The sequence below is a fragment of the Streptomyces sp. E-08 genome, from assembly GCF_049913095.1.
Lineage (GTDB): Bacteria > Actinomycetota > Actinomycetes > Streptomycetales > Streptomycetaceae > Streptomyces.
The window spans coordinates 6,785,926-6,805,612 of record NZ_CP183971.1 but is presented as its reverse complement, the minus strand read 5'-3'; the positions used below and the strand labels follow the sequence as shown (position 1 = coordinate 6,805,612).

Sequence of the window (19,687 nt, the reverse complement as noted above, 5' to 3'; positions counted from 1 at the left end):
AAGGGGTCTAGAGGTGGCAACGCTTTCGGAGATTCGCGCCTTGCTGGGTGAACCCAGGTTCAACTGGTCGGATCCGGCGCCGTGGACCGAACTGGAGCAGGAATTCGGTGTCGAATTCCCTGCGGACTTCCGCGAGATCGTGGACGCCTACGGTTCGGTCACGGTCAACGGCCAGTTGTATCTGGAGCACCCCGCCGGTCATCTTCTGCACAGTCTCGGAAAAACCATCAAGGGAGATCTCGAGTTCTGGAGCGAGGAGGACATGGCGGAGTTCCTGCCGAGTCCGGTAGGGGCGAAACCAGGTGAGTTGATGCCGGTGGCGTCGGCCGTGACGGGGGAGTACATCTTCCTTCGCGTTCCCGACGACGCCTCGTCGCCCTGGCGCGTCGTGGTCCAGGAGATGGACAGTCCGTCGTGGACGCTCTACGAGATGACGTTCAGTGAATGGCTGCTGGCGTATCTCAAGGGCAGGGACGTGACGTTGTGCGTGCGCGACCGCGCGCCCGACGGACCGTTCTTCGAGTTCCTGCCCTGATCCCTCCCGTGATCGACGGAGCCCCGCCACTGTGTGGCGGGGCTCCTGTCGTTCCACGGGCGGCGGCGGGGGTGCTCGCCGGGGCCCGGAGGCCCCGGCGAACCGGATCAGCCGGTCTGCGTGGAGAGGCTGACCCCGCTGAAGCCCTGCGCGGCGGCGAGGGTGAAGTACACCCAGCCGGAGGGCGGGTTGTCGATGGTCAGGGTCTCGCCGTTCCCGGCGTTGACGGACTTCGCCTGGTAGCTGCTGGTGGTGGCCCAGCTGCCGCCGCCGTAGTACAGGTCGGCGTTGCCGGTGCCGCCGCTGCTGGTGATCGTCAGCCGCTTGACGCCGGCCGGCAGGTACACGAAGTGGTAGCTGTAGTTGCCGGTGGCGGCGGCGAGGTCGTCCCGGCGGCAGTTCTGGTCGAACTGACGGGGGTCGGCGAGGGTGCAGAGCGGGGTGGTGGCGGCGGTCGGGGCGTCCGGCAGCGCACCGCAGTCGTTCGTCGCGCAGTCGGTCGTCAGCCAGGTCGTGAAGTCGGCGTCGTAGCGGGTGCCGACGGTCTGCTTCAGGAAGGTGCGGGCCCCGGTCCAGTCACCGGTGCGGTACTTGCCGAGCACGGTCTGGACGTCGGCGGGGTGCTTCTGGAGCATGTAGCGGACCGCGAGCCAGCCCCAGCGGTAGACCCGGTTCGAGTTGACCTCGGGGTCCTCCTCCTGGCCGTAGACGGTGTCGAACAGGTCGCTCAGCCTGTACGTCTTCCGGGCGGCCTCGGCGATCGCGTCGGCGTTGCGCTCGCCCCGGTAGCCGTACGAGATGTTCTCTGCGATGCCCTCGACCCACCAGATGGTCGGCGTGGTCATGCCCGCCTCGAAGTCGCCGTACATGTTGGCGCGGCCGTCGAGGTAGTGGGTGTACTCGTGGTTGAGGTTCCAGATCTGGAAGTCGGGGCGCAGCCAGCTGGCCTCGTGGGCGATGAAGCGGGCCTGGTTGCCGGGGACGGCCGGGTCGCCCTCCTCGTACATGCCGCCGTTGTCGACGTCGATGTTGTAGATGGCCCAGGCGTACAGCGCGTACTGGGTGTAGTCGTCGAAGGCGACGACCTCCAGGTCGGTGTTCACGTCACCGGGGATCGCGCCCTTGTCGCCGATGACCCGGTGGAAGTAGGCGTCCTGGCCGGCCAGGCTCGTGCAGGTGCTCGCCAGCTGGCCGGGCGACATGTCCTGGGCGCGGATCTTCAGGCCCGGGGTGCAGGTGTGCTGGATCGGCAGGACCGCGGGCAGGACGCGTGCGCCCAGGTCGCAGATGGCGTAGGCGGCGCAGTTGCCCCGGTCGTACTGGCGCGTGTACCAGCCCAGGTTCATGGTGAGCGGCGCGGTGGGGCCGACGTTCGGGTAGCGGTTGATCAGGTCCTTGAGGAGCGGCCGGACCCTGTCCTTGAGCTCGGGGACGTCGAGGGCGTAGCCGAGGTAGCGGCCGACGTTGCTGACGACGTCGAGGCGGTTCAGCTGGGCGCCGTTGCGGGTGATGAAGCCGGCCCAGGTGTCGAGGACGGCGGGGTCCGCCTTGAGGGCGGCGCGCCAGCCGCGGTCGTCGTTCTTGGCCTTGAAGCCGTTCTCGACGACCCACTCGACGTGCTGCATGGCGAGGTTCATCTGCCCGGGCCAGGTGCCGTCGTAGCTGCCGAGCATCCACTTCACGACGCCGGCGTAGCGGCCCGCCTCATGGGTGCTGTCGATCAGCGTGACGACCTCGTTGAGGATCTCTCCGTTGGCGTCGGTGACGTCCCTGCTGCGCGGGGAGGCGTAGAAGGCGTCGAGGGCGCCGCGGGCGGCGCCCTCCAGTGCGGTGCCGTAGTCGCCGACGGCGTCGGCGTGGTTGTCCTGCACGTAGTAGCCGGCGCGCAGGAACATCACCAGCTGCCCGACGGAGGTGCTGTTGTTGCCCGCGTACGAGGCGGAGGCGTCGCGCAGCGCGTTGGCGACGGTCACCATCTGGGGCTCGCGGAAGGCCTTCCGCGCGTCCTCGCCGGTGAGGTTGAACAGCGGGTACGTACAGGTGATCTGGGGAAGCGCCTTGAGCTGCTGGACCAGCGCGGTCCCCGTGGAGTTGATGACGCCGGAGAGGTCGCCGCAGGCGTCCGCGGCGGCCGGCGACGAGAACTTGCTCGCCTTGGTGGTGGCGGGCGCGGGCCGCGGGGCGGATTCCTCGGCGCCGTCCTGCGAGGAGAGCCGGAACCGGGGGTTGTCGGCGATCGCATGGGGCGACTTGGGGACGGGGATCGCCCGCGGCGCGGGCGCGGCGGCCGCACCGGCCGGCGCCGTGGAGCCGGTGGCGGCCTGGCTCTGGGGCGAGAACAGTCCGAGCGTGAGGAAGACGGCCGCGCCGAGGACGGGAAGTCTTCGGGCGCGGGTCTTCGATATCGGGGAGGGGCGCATCTGTGGGGGCCTCCGGGGCCGTTGGGGCCGCGTGTGGGGACACACGGGTGACTGACACGTGACGTGTAAAATTTCACATGTCGCATTGTTCTGGAAGACCCCTGACAGGATTCGTCGCATGACGTGGCATCACAAAAGGCCGGTTGCCGTCATCTGGTGGTCCAGATGACGGCAACCGGCCTCGTGGTGGGAGGGTCGGCAGCGCCTCTCAGCCGAGCGCCGGGATGATCTCGGAGCCGTACGCGTCGATCGTTCCCTCGCGGTTGTCGTGCATGTTGTAGACGGCGAACTGGTCGACGCCCAGGTCCTTCAGGTGGCGGAGCTTGGCGATGTGGGCCTCGGCCGGGCCGAGGAGGCAGAAGCGGTCGACGATCTCGTCGGGGACGAAGGCGGTGTCGGGGTTCCCGGCGCGGCCGTGGTGGGAGTAGTCGTAGCCGTGCCGGTCCTTGATGTACGCGGTGAGCTCCTCCGGGACCATGCCGGAGTGCTCGCCGTACTTGGACACCAGGTCGGCGACGTGGTTGCCGACCATCCCGCCGAACCAGCGGCACTGGTCCCGGGCGTGGGCCAGGTCGTCGCCCACGTAGGCGGGGGCGGCGACGCAGATCGTGAGGGCGTCGGGGTCGCGGCCGGCGTCGGCGGCGGCCTGCCGGACGGCCTTGACCATCCACTCCGTGAGGAACGGGTCGGCGAGCTGGAGGATGAACCCGTCAGCCTTCTGCCCGGCCAGGGCCAGGGCCTTGGGGCCGTACGCCGCCATCCACACGGGCAGCCTGCCGTTCTTGATCCACGGGATCTGGATCGCGTTGCCGTCGACCGTCGCCTCGCGGCCCTCCGCCAGGTCGCGGATGACGTCGATCGCCTCGCCCAGGCGGGCCAGGGTGTTCGGCCTGCGGCCCGCGACCCGCATGGCGGAGTCGCCGCGGCCGATGCCGCAGACGGTCCGGTTGCCGTACATGTCGTTGAGGGTGGCGAAGGTGGAGGCCGTCACCTCCCACGTACGGGTGCCGGGGTTGGTCACCATCGGACCCACGTGGAGCTTGGTGGTGTTGGCGAGGATCTGGCTGTAGATGACGAAGGGTTCCTGCCACAGCACGGCGGAGTCGAAGGTCCAGCCGTAGCGGAAGCCGTTGCGTTCCGCCCGGCGCATCAGGCCCACGACCTGCGAGGCGGGTGGGTCGGTCTGCAGGACGAGTCCGAAGTCCAACGTCGTTCTCCTAGTTCAGGTACTGACAGAGACCGCGCGGCACGAACACCCCGTGACCCGCGTGGCCCACGTACTTCCGCCGGTCCACGATCACTTCGCCGCGCGAGAGGACGGTCTCGACCTGGCCGGTGACCGTCCTCCCCTCGTACGCCGAGTAGTCGACGTTCATGTGATGGGTCTCGGCGGACAGCGTCTGCGTCGCGTGCGGGTCGTAGATGACGATGTCCGCGTCCGTGCCCGGCGCGATCGTCCCCTTCTGCGGGTAGAGGCCGAACATCCGTGCCGGTGTCGCGCAGGCGATCTCGATCCAGCGGCGCCGCGAGATGTGCCCGTCCACCACCGCCTGGTGGAGCAGGTCCATGCGGTTCTCCACCCCCGGCAGTCCGTTGGGGATCTTCGAGAAGTCGCCCCGGCCCAGCTCCTTCTGGCCGACGAAGCAGAACGGGCAGTGGTCCGTCGACACCACCTGGAGGTCGTTCGTCCGCAGCCCCCGCCACAGCGCCGCCTGGTGCTCCTTCGGCCGGAGCGGGGTCGAGCACACGTACTTGGCGCCCTCGAAGTCCGGCTCGGCGAGGTTGTCGGTGGAGAGGAACAGGTACTGGGGGCAGGTCTCCCCGAACACGGGAAGCCCCTTGTCCCGGGCCGCCGCCAGCTCCGCCACGGCCTCCTCCGCCGACACGTGCACGACGTACAGCGGCGAGCCCGCGACCCGCGCGAGCTGGATCGCCCGGTGGGTGGCCTCCGCCTCCAGGAGGGCCTTCCTCACCTCCCCGTGGTAGCGGGGATCCGTCTCGCCCCGGGCGAGCGCCTGCTCCACGAGCACGTCGATCGCGATGCCGTTCTCCGCGTGCATCATGATCAGGCCGCCTGTGTCGCCGGCCTTCTGCATCGCCCGCAGGATCTGCCCGTCGTCCGAGTAAAAAACCCCCGGATACGCCATGAACAGCTTGAACGAGGAGACGCCGTGCTGGATGAGCTTCGGCATCTCCTTCAGCGTCGACTCGTTCACGTCCGACATGATCATGTGGAAGGCGTAGTCGATCGCGCACTTCCCGTCCGCCTTCTCGTGCCAGGCGTCCAGGCCGGCCCGGAGCGACTCGCCCCTCGACTGCACCGCGAAGTCGACGATCGTCGTCGTCCCGCCCCACGCCGCCGCCCGCGTCCCGGTCTCGAAGGTGTCCGAGGCGAAGGTGCCGCCGAACGGCAGCTCCATGTGCGTGTGCGCGTCGACGCCCCCCGGGATGACGTACTTCTGCGAGGCGTCGATCACCTGGTCCGCGGTCCACTGCTGGCTTCCCGGCGCCGCCAGGGCGACCACCCGGCCGTGCTCGATCAGCACGTCCGCGTGGATTTCGTCGGAGGCGGTGACGACGAGACCGCCGCGGATGAGGGTACGGGTACTCACGGTGCTTCTCCCCTGCCGGCTAGATGGTTCGGAGGGCCTGTTCGAGGATGGCGGCGCCCTCCTCGGCCTCGGCGACGGTGAGCGAGAGCGGCGGGGCGATGCGCAGGGTGCTGGTGTTGTGGCCGCCGCCCTTGCCGATGAGCAGGCCGCCCTCGCGGGCGGCCTCCAGGACGGCGCCGGCCGCGGCCGGGTTCGCCCGGTCGGTGCCCGGTTCGGTGAGCTCGATGCCGATCATCAGGCCGCGGCCGCGGACCTCCCGTACCGCCTCGACCCCGGCGGCCGCCGCACGGACGCGTTCGATGAGGAGGCCGCCCACGCGGCGGGCGTTGCCCTGGAGGTCGTGCTCCAGGAGGTACGAGAGGTTGGCGAGTCCGGCGGCCATCGTGATCGGGGAACCGCCGAAGGTCGAGATCGAGCTGGCGTCGATGCAGTTCATGACCTCGGCGCGGGCGACGACACCGCCGACGGACATGCCGTTGCCGATGCCCTTGGCGAAGGTGAGGATGTCGGGCGGCCCTGCCTGGCCGTGCGCCTGCCAGCCCCAGAAGTGGTCGCCGGTGCGTCCCCAGCCGGTCTGCACCTCGTCGGAGATCCAGAGGATGCCGTGCCGGTCGAGGACGCGGCGGAAGGCGGCGTACAGCCCGTCGGGCGGCGAGGTGAAGCCGCCCACGCCCTGGATCGGCTCGGCGATGAGGGCGGCGACGTCCCGGGTGTGCCCGAGGAGGTCCTCGAGGTCGGCGACGCAGGCCTCGATGAACCGCTCGTCGGTGTACTGGGCGTACGGGCCGCGGGTGCGGACGCCGCCGTGCACGTACAGGGTCTGGAGCGGGGAGAGGCCGGTGGGCGACCAGGTCCGGTTGCCGGTGATGCCGACGGTGGAGAAGGAGCGGCCGTGGTAGCTGTTGCGCATCGCCAGGATCTGGTTCGAGCGGCGGTACGCGGTGGCGAGGAGGAGGGCCGTGTCGTTGGCCTCGGTGCCGGAGGTGGTGAAGAAGACCCGGGCGTCGGGGATGCCGGAGAGTCCGGCGACGCGCTCGGCGAGCTCCACCATGGGGCGGTTGAGGTAGAGCGTCGAGGAGTGGATGATCCGCCCGGCCTGGTCGGCGACGGCCTTGGTGACCTCGGGCAGGGCGTGGGCGGTCATGGTGGTGAGGATGCCGCCGAAGAAGTCGAGGTACCTGCGCCCCTCGGCGTCCCAGACGTGGCGGCCGTCGCCGTGGGTGATCTCGAGGGGGTCGCCGTAGTAGAGCGCGACCCAGTCGGGGATGACGGCCTTGTGCCGGTCGTACAGGCTGGTCACGGGCGCACCAGCCCGTCGTACGCGTCGGGGCGGCGGTCCCGGTAGAAGGCCCACTGCTGGCGGACCTCGTCGATGAGGCCGAAGTCGAGGTCGCGGACGACGAGTTCCTCTGCCTTGTCGGAGGCGGTCTCCCCCACGAACTGCCCGCGCGGGTCGACGAAGTAGCTGGTGCCGTAGAAGTCGTTGTCGCCGTACTCCTCCTGGCCGACGCGGTTGATGGCGGCGACGAAGTACTCGTTGGCGACGGCGGCGGCGGGCTGCTCCAGCTGCCACAGGTAGGAGGAGAGTCCGCGCGAGGTGGCGGAGGGGTTGTAGACCAACTGCGCTCCGTTGAGGCCGAGTTGGCGCCATCCCTCGGGGAAGTGGCGGTCGTAGCAGATGTAGACGCCGACCTTGCCCACGGCGGTGTCGAAGACCGGCCAGCCGGCGTTCCCCGGGCGGAAGTAGTACTTCTCCCAGAAGCCCCTGACCTGCGGGATGTGGTGCTTGCGGTACTTGCCGAGGTAGGAGCCGTCGGCGTCGATGACGGCCGCGGTGTTGTAGTAGAAGCCGGAGTCCTCGATCTCGAAGACGGGGACGACGATCACCATGCCGGTCTCGCGGGCGAGGTCCTGCATCCGGCGGACGGTCGGCCCGTCGGGGACGGGCTCCGCCCAGCGGTAGTGCTCGGGCTCCTGGACCTGGCAGAAGTAGGGGGCGTTGAACACCTCCTGGAAGCCGATCACCTTGGCGCCCTGCCGGGCGGCCTCCCGGGCGTGCTCCTCGTGTTTGGCGATCATGGATTCGGTGTCGCCGGTCCAGGTCGCCTGGACGAGCGCGGCGCGTACGACGTCGGTCATGAGCTGCTCCTTCGGCACGGCGTCAGAGAGCCTCTACGCACGTAGACGCGGTGCGTAGGAGGAGAACGTAAGCCCCGTCACACCCCGGAGCAAGACCGCCGCCGTGAAGCGGCCGGGTCGATCATGTTTCATACCCGAGTGGTCCACGTCGGACACGTACCGACACGTACGGACCCGTACTGGCCCGTACGGAAACGGGGCCCCGGCAGCCCCGTCCCCCCGGCCGCGCCCGCGCCCCTCAGACCCCGGCCAGGCCCGCCACCCGCAGGGCGTGGAGCAGGTCCCGCTCCCGGGACGCGGAGACGGCGCGGGCCGCGGCGAGCAGTTGGGGGACGAGCCCGTGCGGGTCTTCGCCCGCGAGCCGGGCGGCGTCCTCGGGGGCGCGGACCCGGACGAACGCGGTGAGCAGCGCGTGGGCCTCGCGGTGGTGGTCCTCGGCGCGCAGCGCGGCGCACGCCCCGGCGAGCTCCTCGACCGGGCGGGCCACGCCCTGCCGGAGCAGCTGCTCGCAGTCGGCCGCCCGGCCCGCGTCGGCGAGCACTCCGGCGACGGCGGCGAGCCGCCCGGGCGGCAGCGAGGCCGCCTCCCAGAGCAGGGTGGACCAGTCGGCGCCGAGCCCGGCCCGGTGCAGCTCCGCCGCGAGGGCCGGCAGCCGGGCGGGCGGGCCCGCGAGCGCCTCGCACAGCAGGGCGTGGGCCTCGCCGCTGCGGCCCTGGACGCGCAGGCGCCGGAGGGCGTAGACCGCGTTGGCCGCGGCGCGGACCGCCTCCGCGGGATCCTCGGCGGGGCCCCCGGAAGCGGCGACGGGGGCGGCGGCGCCGAACCGGGCCCCCCGGGGCGCCGCTCCCCCGGCCGGGAGCGCGGGCGACGGGACCGGCGCCTCCTCCACCGCCTCGGCGGCCTCCTCGTCGAGCCAGGCGTACCGGGCACCCCGGGGTCGCCGCCTGACCTTGGCGGGTCCGGCGACGGGCGCGGCGCCCTCGCGCTCACGCACGGCACCCGTGGAAGGCCCGTCCGCCGGGACGGCGGCGACGGCGGCGACCGCCGCCGCGCCGGGAGCGGGCCCGTCCGGCGCGTCCGCTCCCAGGCGGGCCAGTCGGCCGGTCAGTTCCCTCACGCGGGCGGTGGCCCTGGCGTGGTCGTCGCGGGTCCAGGCGAGGTCGCGCTCCAGGCGGGCGGCCTCCCCCGGGTCGGGGGTCGCGCGGAGCCGTTCGCCGAGGTCACGGGTGCGGGACTCGGCGTAGCGGCGTTCGCGCTCCATCAGGTCGCGGCGTTCGGCGAGGGCCTCGGCTCCGCCGGGCCGCCGGTCGTGGGCGCCGGCGGCCGACGCGTACAGCCTCCGGCCCCGGGCGGCGAACGGTCCGCCGGTGGTCTCTCCGGCGTCCTGGAGGAAGGATTCGACGATGTCCCAGGGCAGGATCTCGGCCCCGTCGAAGCAGGCGCGCAGCCCCTCCGGGTCGCGGGCGGCGAAGACTCCGTACCAGCCGCCCTCCGGCCGGACCCGGCTGACGAGATCCGTCAGCCAGTGTCTGAACGCAGCGATCTCCACCGGGAGTTGATACACCGTCATGCGTCACGCACCTGCCCCGCCGTCGACTGGAACCTTCCGGTCCGCGGGTATTGGACCGCAGTCGTGTTACGGGACGACTACGGACCGTTTTCGGCTGGGTGCGCGTACTCCGGGGCACCGGGCCGTCAGAGCGTCACGACGATCCCGATGTGCGGGCGCTTCCCGCGCCGGAAGATCATGGCGGGCACGTCGGTGAGCCAGTACTGCCAGGTGTACTTGCGGTAGAGCAGCCGCCGGATCCGGTCCAGCTCCTCCCCCTCCACCAGCCGGCCCGTCCCCGCGTACCGCTCGGCGCCCTCGGCGACGTTGCCGCGCACGTCGCAGACGGCGACCTCGACCCGGGGGTCGTTGCGCAGGCGCTTGACCTTCCACGCGTCGTCGCGGCTCACCACGTACAGCTCGCCGCCCTCCACCGCGTGCCAGACGGGCGTCGGGACCCCGGTGCCGTTCTTCCGGAAGGTGGTCAGGCTGACGTAGCGGCTGCGCCGCACCTCTTCGGGCATCATGCCCCGCAGCCTATGCCGGGGTCGCACGCTCGTACGCGGTGCGGGCCTCGGCGATCTCGGGCGCGTGGGTCCGCGCCCAGTCGCAGGCCGTGTCGAGCGGTGCGATGAGGGACCGGCCGAGGGCGGTGAGGGCGTACTCGACGCGGGGCGGGTTCTCGTCGTGGACGGTGCGGGCGAGGAAGCCGTCACGCTCCATGGCCCGGAGGGTCTCGGTGAGGACCTTCGGGGTGATCCAGTGCAGGGGGACGCGGAGTTCGGAGAAGCGGCGGGGCGTGCCGTCCTCCAGGCAGCGCAGCACCATCGCCGTCCACTTGCCGCCGACGCGGATGGGCCGGGCGGGGCTCCCGCCGCAGTCGGGGTCGTGGAAGAGCGTGGGACTCAACGGCTCCCGGGACGACGGCTCCCCGGACGACGGCTCGATCATGCGGCCGACGCTAGCCCAGTACCGTTGAAGTAACCAGGGGTGCCGGTTCTACGGTCCAGCCATGGACAACGACAGCAGTGTCAACACCGGCAGGAACATCGTCATCTTCGGGGCCGGCGGCCGGGTCGGCCGGGCGGCCGTGGCGGAGGCGGTGACCCGGGGGCACCGGGTGACCGCCGTGGTCCGCGACCCGGCCGCGTACCGCGACCTGGAGGGAGCGGGGGTCGCGCTCGTACGGGGGGACGCGACGGACGCGGCCTCGGTGGCGGCGCTCGCGGCGGGCCACGACGCGGCGGTGAACGCGGCGGCCCGTCTCGACGTGCCCTCGGTCGACTTCTTCACGGCCGCGGCGAAGGCGATGGTCGCCGGTCTCACCGAGGCGGGCGTCGGGCGGCTGATCACCCTGGGGATCGCCACGACCCTGGAGACCGCCCCCGGGGTGCGCGTCATGGACGCGCCCGGGTTCCCGGAGCAGTACCGGACGTTCTCCCAGGGGCACGTGGCCGAGTTCGAGCTTCTCACGGCGGAGGCCGGGCCGGACCTTGACTGGCTGATGGTGGTCCCGGGCATGGACCTGAACGCCCAGGCGGAGCGGACCGGCGGCTACCGGACGGCGGTGGGAACGGTGATCGACGGCCCGGGCCGCATCGCCCACGCCGATCTGGCGCTCGCCCTCCTGGACGAGATCGAGCGCCCGCGCCACAGCCGCGTACAGCTGGCGGTCTCCGTCTGAGGGCGCTCAGGCGGGCGCCGGGGTGCAGTGCACCACGAGCTCGTCCATGGAGAGGCCGAGGACCCCGGCCAGGGCCGCGACGGTGAAGAAGGCCGGCGTCGGGGCCCGGCCGGTCTCGATCTTGCGGAGGGTCTCGGCGGAGAGACCGGCGGCCGCGGCGATCTCGACCATGGACCGCCCGCCGCGCGCCGAGCGCAGGAGCAGGCCCAGGCGCTCGCCGCGCTCGCGCTCTTCGGGGGTCAGGGGTGTGCGCACCATGCCGCCATTCTAATACCGGTATAGTAATTGGTCATGGTGGAGATCAAGACGAACGAATCCCTGGCGGCCATGCGTGAGTCCGGCCGGGTGGTGGCCCGTGCCCTGGCGGCCGTACGGGAGAAGGCGGCGCCCGGCGTGGCGCTCACCGAACTGGACCTGGCCGCGCGCGAGGTGCTCGACGAGGCGGGCGCCGGCTCGCCCTTCCTCGACTACCACCCGGAGTGGGCTCCGGTGCCGTTCCCCGCGGTCGTGTGCGTCTCGGTGAACGACGCGATCGTGCACGGCATCCCGGACGGGACCCGGCTGGCCCCGGGCGACCTGGTCTCCGTGGACTGCGGGGCCACCCTGGGCGGCTGGGCCGGCGACTCGGCGGTCAGTTTCACGGTCGGCCCGGCGCGGCCCGAGGACGCCCGGCTGATCGCCGCGGCGGAGGAGGCCCTGGCGGCCGGCATCGCGGCGGCCGTCGTCGGCAACCGCATCGGCGACATCGCCCACGCGATCGGCCGGGTCTGCCGGGCCGCGGGGTACGGCATCCCCGACGGCTTCGGCGGCCACGGCATCGGCCGTGCCATGCACGAGGACCCGGGCGTCCCCAACGAGGGACGCCCGGGCCGCGGCATGAAGCTCCGCCACGGGATGGTGCTCGCGATCGAGCCGATGCTCATCGGCGGCGGCACGGACGAGCACTACACGGCACGCGACGGCTGGACGATCCGTACGTCCGACGGCTCGCGCGCCTCCCACGCCGAGCACACGGTGGCGATCACAAACGAGGGTCCGCGGGTCCTGACGGCGCTCTAGGGGGTGCCGGGCATCGCGAGCCCGCCCTGAGCCACACGACTCCTCCTGGCCCGCGTCGGGCCGACAGGACTCCTCCTAGCCCGCGTCGGGCCGCACGACCATCGCCGAGCCGCCACCCCGGCGGACCGTCTCCGCGGCCGCCACCCAGCGGCCGTCGGGGAGGCGCTGGACGCCGGTCGCCGCGCCGATCTCCGGGTTCTGCCGGAAGCCGTGCCCGATGCCCTCCAGTTCCGTCCTCAGCGGGCTGTTCCACAGGGCGGGTTCGAGTTCGGTGGTGGTCTGGTTGCGCTGGCTGGCACGCGGCGCGGCGATCGCGTCGACGAGGGGCAGGCCCCGGTCCAGGACGCCCGTCAGGGTCTGGAGCACCGTGGTGATGATGGTCGCGCCGCCCGGGGAGCCGAGCGCGAGGACGGGCCGGTCGTGCCGGTCGAGGACGATCGTCGGCGAGATCGAGGAGCGCGGCCGCTTGCCGGGGCCGGGCAGGTTCGGGTCGTGGACGGCCGGGTTCGCCGGGGCGAAGGAGAAGTCGGTCAGCTCGTTGTTGAGCAGGAAGCCCCGGCCGGGCACGGTGATGCCGCTGCCGCCGGTGGACTCGATGGTGAGGGTGTAGGCGACGATGTTGCCCCACTTGTCGGCCACCGTCAGATGGGTGGTGTTCTCGCCCTCGTACGTGGTCGGGGCGGCGGTGCCGCCGGTCGCGCACGGCACCGGGCTGCTGGGGTCGCCCGGGGCGAGCGGGCTGGTGAGGGCGGCGTCGTCGCGGATCAGGCAGGCCCGGGAGTCGGCGAACCGCTGGGAGAGGAGCCCGCGCGTCGGCACGGACTCGAACGCCGGGTCGCCGACCCAGCGGCCCCGGTCGGCGAAGGCGATGCGGCTGGCCTCGATGAAGCGGTGCAGGTACTGGGCCTGGGAGGCCGCCGAGAGGTCGGTGCCCTCCAGGATGTTGAGCGCCTCGCCGACGCTGGTGCCGCCGGAGGAGGACGGGGCCATGCCGTAGACGTCGAGGCCCCGGTACGAGACCTTCGTGGGCCTGCGGGACTCGGTGCGGTACGCGGCGAGGTCGGCCTCCGTCAGGTCGCCGGGGCGGACGGTCCGGGTGGCGCCCTCGCGGAGAGGGGGCTTGCGGACGGTGTTCACGATGTCCCGGGCCAGCGGCCCCCGGTAGAGGGCGCCGACGCCTTCGCGGCCGAGCTTCTCGTACGTACGGGCGAGGTCGGGGTTCTTGAAGACGGAGCCGACCACGGGCAGCTGCCCGCCGGGCAGGAAGAGCGCGGAGGTGGCCGGGAAGTCACGGAACCGGGCCTCGTTGCCCGCGGTCTGGGAGCGGAAGGTGGGGTCGACGGTGAAGCCCTCGCGGGCGAGCCGCTCGGCGGGTTCGAGCAGGGTGCCGAGCCGTTTGGTGCCCCAGGCGTCCAGAGCGGCCTTCCAGGTGGCGGGGGTGCCGGGGACGCCGACGCCGAGGCCGCTGGTCTGGCCCTCCTCGAAGGGGATGGGCGTGCCGTTCTCCACGAACAGGCCGGCGCCGGCGGAGCGGGGCGCGGTCTCGCGGCCGTCGACGGTCCGCACGGTGCGGCTCTTCACGTCGTAGTACACGAAGTAGCCGCCGCCCCCGATGCCCGCCGAGTACGGCTCGGTGACGCCGAGGGCGGCCGCGACGGCGACGGCGGCGTCGACCGCGTTGCCGCCCTTGCGGAGCACTTCGATGCCGGCCGCAGAGGCGTCGGCGTCGACGCTGGCCACGGCGCCGCCGTAACCGACGGCGATGGGTTCCTTGACGGGTGGGCCGACGACGGGCGGGGCCTTCGGTGGTGCGGCGGCGCCCATCGAGAGCACCGTCGCCGCGACGGCGAGAAGTGAGACCCTGCCAGCGGCGGAGCGACGCATTCCTACCTCCAGTCAACAACCGTCCGCGCAGCGTAACTTCCCGCGCGGCCTCCCGTCAGGACCGCCTCGAACTGGAGGCCGGATCGCCGCTAGCATGCGCGCCCATGAACGAAGACGTGCGCAACGTGGTGCTCGGTGTCCTGGCCACCGGCGTCAGCGGCTCCCTCGGGTGGCTGACCCGCACCTACTTCTGGCGACGGCGGATGCGCCGCAAGCAGGCCTTCTTCGGACTGCCGTCCGGTTCGGAGTGTCTGCTCGTGGTGAACCGTCTGGCCGGCAGCGAGCGCGGGGTGCACGCCACCGACGTGTCGGCGCTGCTCGAACTCTCGGCGCTGATCAAGGACTGCGGGGCGCGGCCGCGTGTCGTCCAGCACGACACGGCCCGTCAGGGCCTCGGGGAGATAGCCGAGTTCTGCATCGGCGGCCCCTACTCCAACCGGCGCATGGCGGCCCATCTGCCGAACCTCCTGCCGGGGCTCACGATGAACGTCGAGCAGGAGCCGCGCGAGGACCGGGGGATGATCACCGTGGCGGGCACGTCCTACCGCCCGGAGTGGGGGGTCGACGAGTACGTCGTCCTCGCGCGCGTCACGCGCGGCGAGGGCGCCCGGCCGGTGTTCCTGATCTGCGGCCAGGCCGCGGTCACCAATCAGGCCGCGGCGCGGCATCTGGCCCGCCACCACAAGGCGCTGACCGGCAAGTACGGGCCGGACGGCTCGTTCGTGCTGCTCCTCAAGGTGGTCAACTCGCAGGCGTACGGCCCCGATGTGGTGGAGCTGGTGGCCGACGTCACGAGCGCGGCGCGGACGGCCCCCGTGGTCGAACCGGCAGCGTCTTGATCCCGTTGATGAAGTTGGAGACGAGGCGCCGGGGCGGCCCGGCGAGTTCGAGCCCGCCGCAGGCCGCGCGCACCTCCTCGTAGAACACCCGGAGCTGGAGCCGGGCGAAGTGGGCGCCGAGGCAGACGTGCGGTCCGTCGCCGAAGGAGACGTGCGGGTTCGGGGTCCGGCCGAGGTCCAGGCGGTGCGGATCGGGGAAGACCCGCTCGTCGTGGTTGGCGGAGGCGTGGAAGACGACGACCTTGTCGCCCGCCCGGATCCTGCGCCCGGCCAGCTCGGTGTCGCGGACGGCGGTGCGGCGGAAGGAGAGCACGGGCGGGTGGACGCGCAGGAGTTCGTCCACCGCGGTGTCCAGGGAGACGTCCCCCCGCCACAACCTCGCCTGCTCCTCGGGGTGTTCGGCGAGGGCGAGGATTCCGCCCGGGGCCGCGCCGCGGACGGTGTCGTTCCCCGCGACGGTCAGCAGGAAGAAGAACATCTCCAGTTCGGCGTCGGCGAGTTCGGAGGCGGCGAGCACGCTCATGACGTCGTCCGCCGGGTGCCTCCTCTTGTACGCGGCGAGCTCCTGGGCGTAGCCGAACATCTCGGCGAGCATGGCGGGCGAGCGGGGGTTGACCGGCCGCCCCCCGGCGTCGAGGACGGGCGGTTCGTCGGGGTCCTGGTAGGCGATGACCCGTTCGGTCCAGGTGTGCAGGAGCCCCCGGTCGCTCGCCGGCACGCCCAGCAGGTCGGTGAGGTTGAGCAGTGCGTAGTCGTCGGTGACCGCGCGCACGAGGTCCACCTCGCCGCCGTCGGCGAACGCGGCGGCGAGCAGGTCGCGGGCCCGGTCGCGGGCGGTCGCGGAGAAGCGCTCGATCCGCCCGGGCGTGAAGGCCCGGCTGACGAGACGCCTCAATCTCCCGTGCTCCGGCGGGTCCTGATTGAGCATCATGCGCCGGATGAACGGCAGGTCGGCGGGGTCGGGATCGCGGATCTGGGTGGCGCCGAGGTGCGAGGAGTACGCCCCCGAGTCCTTCAGCACCCGGACGACGTCGGCATGCCGGGTGACGGCCCAGAAGCCGGGTCCGGCGGGCCAGCCGAGGAGCTCCGGCTCCTCCTGCCAGGAGACGGGCGCCCGGTCGCGCAGGACCCGGAAGCGGTCGTGCGGGACGCCGGCGGCGTAGATCCGGGGATCGAACACGTCGGGTGCGACGATCCTGCTCTGCACCGGCCCTCCCATCGGAGTGAAGACGTCACCATCATGACAGGTCAGGGGCGGTTTTCGTAGGACGGAACGCACAGTTCGAGAGCCTTGTCCGGGCTGTCCCCCGACTCCCAGAATCTCCGTCGTGCATCACACGGAGAACAGGGGGCACATGGGGAACACGCGGAAGTACGACGAGGACGCGGTACTGCGGGCGCGGGTGCTGCTGCTCGGATCGGGGCGGCTGGACCTCCGGGAGGAGCTGGGCGCGTACCGGGTGCTGGCTGAGGTGAGTCCGCGGGCCTACCTGCCGAAGCTGGTGGGCGCGCTGCTGCTGACGGGCCACCGCACCACCGTGCCGGGGGCGGAACTGCCGCTGTACGCCGAAGCGGTGGACACCGCACGCCGGATCGAGGCCGGCGCTCCGAACCGGGTGGAGCTGCTGCGCCGCGCCCTCGGAGTGTACGAGCGCGAGCTCTTCGCCCTCGGGCGGCGGGCGGAGGGACGGGCGGTGTGCGAGGAGATGCACGCCCTGGACGGGACCGGTCGCCTGGCGTACGTCCTCGCCGAGGAGGGGCGCCATCGGGAGGCCGCGGAGATCCACCGGCGCCGGCCGGCCGCGGGGCCGGGCTTCCCGGCGTGGGACGTGTACGAACTGGCTGCCGAACTGTCCGCCGCCGGACGCCACGAAGAGGCGGCGGAGGCCTTCTCCCGGACCGTGAGGGCCGGGCGCCGACGGGCCGCCGAGACGGGGACGCCGCCCCCGGACCTGGCGTGGGAGCTGGTCCACCACGCGCGGCTCCTGGAGGACGCCGGACGGCCGGGCGAGGGGGCGGCCACCCGCCGGGAAGCGCTGGACGTGGTCGCGCGACTGGCGGAGCGGGGCGAGTCCGGCGACCCCATGGACGCCCTGTGGGCCGTGCTGTTCGTGCTGTCGGGCCGCTCCGGCGAGCCGACTGCGTCCCCCGGGGCCCCGATGCCGCCCTTCGGCGTCCACGGTGTCCACTGGTCGCCGGACGTGCGGGAGGCCTACCGCGCGGGCATCCCCGCCCTCGAGGCGGAGACCGCCCGCCTCGCCGCCGCCGGAGCGCTCCCCCGGCTGTACGCCGTCCACCGCAGGCTGACCCTCCGGACGGCACACTTCGGGCACTCCCACGGGACCGCGGGGTCCCTGCGGCCGCGGTTCGACGAGGGGGTCGCGCTCGCCCGCCGGATGGAGGACGCCGCGACCGCGCTCCCCCAGGCCCTCACCGACCGGGCGATGTTCCTCGTGGCGACCGGGCGGCACGCGGAGGCCCACGCCGACCTGGCGGAGGCCACCGCCCTCCTGGGCGATCCGCCAATCGTTACCCGCACGTAACTTACCGACCGGTTACCACGGGTAAAGGGCTGCGGTTACCGTCGGGTCACTTTCACTGCCCCCCAACAGTGCCCCCCAGTGAGGAGTGCCCCGTGCGCGCATCCCTGGTCCTCGCCGTCTCGGCCGCCCTCGTGGCCGGGACGGCCCTCGGGTCCGCCCCCGTCGCCCAGGCCGCCGAGACCGCCGGATCCATCCGCTTCGTCGACATCGCCGGAGAGGGCGGCACCGTCCTCAAGGCGAACGTCGTCACGCCCGCCGGAGCCGGCGCGGCCTCCCGCCACCCCCTGATCGTGCTGCCCACCAGCTGGGCCATGCCCCAGGTCGAGTACCTCGCCCAGGCCCAGAAGCTCGCCGACTCCGGTTACGTCGTGGTGAGTTACAACTCGCGCGGCTTCTGGCAGTCCGGCGGGGAGATCGAGACCGCGGGCCCGAAGGACATAGCCGACGCCTCCAAGGTGATCGACTGGGCCCTCGCGAACACCCCGGCCGACCCCGGCCACGTGGGCATGGCGGGCGTCTCGTACGGCGCGGGGATCAGCCTGCTCGCCGCCGCCAACGACCCCCGGATCAAGGCCGTCGCCGCGCTCAGCGGCTGGGCCGACCTGATCGAGTCCATCTACAGCGGCCGCACCCAGCACCTCCAGGCCGCCGCACTGCTCGGCGGCGCCGGCTACCTGACCGGCCGCCCCGGCCCCGAACTCCAGGAGATCCTGGGCGACTTCCTCTCCTCCAACCTGGACAAGGAGGAGGACATGATCGCCTGGGGCCGCAAGCGCTCCGCCGTCGAGCAGCTCGACCGGATCAACGCCAACGGCGCCGCGATCATGCTCGGCAACGCCTGGGGCGACACCATCTTCCCGCCCAACCAGTACGCGAGCTTCTATGAGAAGCTCACGGGCCCCAAGCGTCTCGAGTTCCGGCCGGGCGACCACGCCACCGCCGAGGCCACCGGCCTCCTCGGTCTGCCCAACGACACCTGGACCAGCGCCCACCGCTGGTTCGACCACTACCTCAAGGGCGACGACAACGGCATCGACCGCGAGCAGCCCGTCCGGCTCAAGCCCCGCTCCGACGCCTCCTACGAGGGCTATCCCGACTGGAAGTCCCTGGACGCGAACCGGCGGAGGTTCGACCTCGGCGGCACGCAGCGGATCTGGGCGAACGTCGACTCCGGCGCCAACGGCGGCATCGTCATGCTCTCCAACCTCCTGGACCAGTTCTTCCAGGCCCCGCCCGTCGCCTCGGTGCCCCTCCTCCCCCGCGCCTTCGCCGGCGTCTGGCAGTCCGAGCGATACGACACCCCGCAGCGGGTGCGCGGCACGGTGCGGGTGCACACGACGGTCAGCTCCACCAGGGAGAGCGGCACGCTCGTCGCGTACCTCTACGACGTGGGTCCGCTCGGTCTCGGGAAGCTGGTCAGCAACGCCCCGTACACCTTCCACGACCGGACCCCCGGGCAGCCGTTCGGCGTCGACCTGGATCTCTTCTCGACGGCCTACGACGTCCCGGCCGGGCACCGGCTCGCGCTGGTCGTCGACACCGTCGACCCGCTCTACATCGAGCACAACCCGACCGGCGCGCAGCTGACCTTCTCCTCCCCGGCGGCCGACCCCTCGTACGTGTCGGTCCCGCTGCGGGGGGAGTGATCACCGGCTGCTGCCGGGCGGGTGCGGCTCCGTGCCCGCTACTGCTGTCCCGGCAGCAGCGTCCCCGGGTCGGCCGGCGCGACGTCCAGGGCGGGTGCGCTGCATGGTTCCCACCCCGCTCAGCGCTTGTTCGATCAGCGGATCGGCGACGGCCATGCGCTGCCCTGCCCCATTTCTCAGCGGTGTCGCGGTCAGCGCAAACTATCCACGAGAAGAAGGGACTTCCCGCCCGACACGCATGAAACGGGAATTAGCCGTATTTACCGCAAAGGGTGGCGTATCCGTGGTGCGGGAGCGTCGTGAGGGACGCCGGGTCTCAGTGCTCGGAGGCCTCCGCGTACACCTGGGAGAGCTGCGGGGCGCCCGACATCGCCCAGTCGAGACCGGCCTCGACGACCTGGATCTCCCGGCCGGAGGCCAGCCGCACGACGGGCCCGCCACCGGGCCACACCTGCCACCGGGCGCCCGGCACGTTCCGGACGATCACGGTGCCGAGGTAGAGACCGGCGTCGTTCCCGAACCAGGGGAGCTCTTCCGGATCGTTTCGCCAGCGGGGCGGCAGCTGGTCGAGCTCCTGGAGGGAGCTCGGGGTGTCGTCCAGGGCCACCCCGGCCTCCCCGACACGGGAACGCAGCAGCTCGCACTCCGAGAGGAGCTCGGCCACTCCCTCCGGGTCGCGGTCGAAGGCCGCGACCAGGGGGGAGTCCGCGGGCTCGGGCTCATGCCGCTTTCGCCAGTGGTCCAGAAAGGGGATGTTCATCGGAACAGCCTCGCACC

General features: G+C 72.1%; 18 protein-coding genes. 6 read left to right on the top strand and 12 right to left on the bottom strand.

Going from position 1 to position 19,687, the window contains the following annotated elements; translation table 11 throughout:
- Window positions 1-13: 13 nt before the first annotated feature.
- Window positions 14-535: an SMI1/KNR4 family protein gene (locus ACN9MM_RS31320; protein WP_426367080.1), complete on the top strand. Its 522-nt coding sequence runs from the start codon at window positions 14-16 to the stop codon at window positions 533-535.
- 107 nt (window positions 536-642) lie between these two features.
- On the opposite strand, the gene ACN9MM_RS31315 is transcribed toward ACN9MM_RS31320, so the two are convergent.
- The 8 genes from ACN9MM_RS31315 to ACN9MM_RS31280 all read right to left on the bottom strand — a co-directional run bounded on the left by ACN9MM_RS31315 (window position 643) and on the right by ACN9MM_RS31280 (window position 10,206).
- A complete protein-coding gene (locus ACN9MM_RS31315) occupies window positions 643-2,955 on the bottom strand; it encodes a collagenase (RefSeq protein WP_426367079.1) in 2,313 nt (770 codons plus the stop codon).
- A 208-nt stretch (window positions 2,956-3,163) separates the two neighbouring features.
- Window positions 3,164-4,162: a TIGR03842 family LLM class F420-dependent oxidoreductase gene (locus tag ACN9MM_RS31310; protein WP_426367078.1), complete on the bottom strand. Its 999-nt coding sequence runs from the start codon at window positions 4,160-4,162 to the stop codon at window positions 3,164-3,166.
- Window positions 4,163-4,172: 10 nt separating this feature from the next.
- Window positions 4,173-5,567, bottom strand: a complete 1,395-nt coding sequence (gene hydA, locus ACN9MM_RS31305; RefSeq protein ID WP_426367076.1) for a dihydropyrimidinase — start codon at window positions 5,565-5,567, stop codon at window positions 4,173-4,175.
- A gap of 19 nt (window positions 5,568-5,586) precedes the next feature.
- Window positions 5,587-6,867: an aspartate aminotransferase family protein gene (locus ACN9MM_RS31300; RefSeq protein ID WP_426367075.1), complete on the bottom strand. Its 1,281-nt coding sequence runs from the start codon at window positions 6,865-6,867 to the stop codon at window positions 5,587-5,589.
- A complete protein-coding gene (locus tag ACN9MM_RS31295; protein WP_382870998.1) occupies window positions 6,864-7,706 on the bottom strand; it encodes a nitrilase-related carbon-nitrogen hydrolase in 843 nt (280 codons plus the stop codon). Before ACN9MM_RS31295 ends, ACN9MM_RS31300 begins: the two co-directional genes overlap by 4 nt.
- Window positions 7,707-7,944: 238 nt before the next feature.
- Window positions 7,945-9,276, bottom strand: coding sequence for a UL36 very large tegument protein (locus ACN9MM_RS31290; RefSeq protein ID WP_426367073.1), 1,332 nt, complete (start codon window positions 9,274-9,276; stop codon window positions 7,945-7,947).
- 125 nt (window positions 9,277-9,401) lie between these two features.
- Window positions 9,402-9,782, bottom strand: a complete 381-nt coding sequence (locus ACN9MM_RS31285) for a PPOX class F420-dependent oxidoreductase (RefSeq protein ID WP_426367072.1) — start codon at window positions 9,780-9,782, stop codon at window positions 9,402-9,404.
- Between the two features lie 10 nt (window positions 9,783-9,792).
- A complete protein-coding gene (locus ACN9MM_RS31280) occupies window positions 9,793-10,206 on the bottom strand; it encodes a winged helix-turn-helix transcriptional regulator (RefSeq protein ID WP_426367071.1) in 414 nt (137 codons plus the stop codon).
- 61 nt (window positions 10,207-10,267) lie between these two features.
- Between ACN9MM_RS31280 and ACN9MM_RS31275 the strand changes: the two genes are divergently transcribed.
- Window positions 10,268-10,939 (top strand): NAD(P)-dependent oxidoreductase, encoded by a 672-nt coding sequence (locus tag ACN9MM_RS31275; protein ID WP_426367070.1) that lies wholly within the window; start codon window positions 10,268-10,270, stop codon window positions 10,937-10,939.
- A 6-nt stretch (window positions 10,940-10,945) separates the two neighbouring features.
- Here ACN9MM_RS31275 and ACN9MM_RS31270 read toward each other — a convergent pair whose 3' ends face one another.
- The gene (locus ACN9MM_RS31270; protein WP_426367069.1) at window positions 10,946-11,197 is read right to left on the bottom strand and encodes a helix-turn-helix domain-containing protein; all 252 of its coding nucleotides are present in this window, start codon (window positions 11,195-11,197) and stop codon (window positions 10,946-10,948) included.
- A 33-nt stretch (window positions 11,198-11,230) separates the two neighbouring features.
- Between ACN9MM_RS31270 and map the strand changes: the two genes are divergently transcribed.
- Window positions 11,231-11,998 carry a type I methionyl aminopeptidase gene (gene map / locus ACN9MM_RS31265; RefSeq protein ID WP_426367068.1) on the top strand — a complete coding sequence of 256 codons (768 nt, stop codon included), beginning with the start codon at window positions 11,231-11,233 and terminating at the stop codon, window positions 11,996-11,998.
- Window positions 11,999-12,073: 75 nt separating this feature from the next.
- Here the strand turns inward: map and ggt are convergent, their stop codons facing one another.
- Window positions 12,074-13,882, bottom strand: a complete 1,809-nt coding sequence (gene ggt / locus ACN9MM_RS31260; protein ID WP_426367067.1) for a gamma-glutamyltransferase — start codon at window positions 13,880-13,882, stop codon at window positions 12,074-12,076.
- Between the two features lie 104 nt (window positions 13,883-13,986).
- Here ggt and ACN9MM_RS31255 point away from each other — a divergent pair, with 104 nt between their 5' ends.
- A complete protein-coding gene (locus tag ACN9MM_RS31255; RefSeq protein ID WP_426367066.1) occupies window positions 13,987-14,721 on the top strand; it encodes a hypothetical protein in 735 nt (244 codons plus the stop codon).
- Here the strand turns inward: ACN9MM_RS31255 and ACN9MM_RS31250 are convergent.
- A complete protein-coding gene (locus ACN9MM_RS31250; protein WP_426367065.1) occupies window positions 14,672-15,928 on the bottom strand; it encodes a cytochrome P450 in 1,257 nt (418 codons plus the stop codon). The two genes, ACN9MM_RS31255 and ACN9MM_RS31250, sit on opposite strands and share 50 nt — an antisense overlap.
- Before the next feature lie 148 nt (window positions 15,929-16,076).
- Here ACN9MM_RS31250 and ACN9MM_RS31245 point away from each other — a divergent pair, with 148 nt between their 5' ends.
- Window positions 16,077-17,264 carry a hypothetical protein gene (locus ACN9MM_RS31245; protein WP_426367064.1) on the top strand — a complete coding sequence of 396 codons (1,188 nt, stop codon included), beginning with the start codon at window positions 16,077-16,079 and terminating at the stop codon, window positions 17,262-17,264.
- 92 nt (window positions 17,265-17,356) lie between these two features.
- Window positions 17,357-18,910, top strand: a complete 1,554-nt coding sequence (locus ACN9MM_RS31240) for a CocE/NonD family hydrolase (protein WP_426367062.1) — start codon at window positions 17,357-17,359, stop codon at window positions 18,908-18,910.
- A gap of 316 nt (window positions 18,911-19,226) precedes the next feature.
- Here the strand turns inward: ACN9MM_RS31240 and ACN9MM_RS31235 are convergent, their stop codons facing one another.
- Window positions 19,227-19,670, bottom strand: a complete 444-nt coding sequence (locus tag ACN9MM_RS31235) for a DUF6278 family protein (RefSeq protein ID WP_426367060.1) — start codon at window positions 19,668-19,670, stop codon at window positions 19,227-19,229.
- Between the last annotated feature and the right edge of the window lie 17 nt (window positions 19,671-19,687).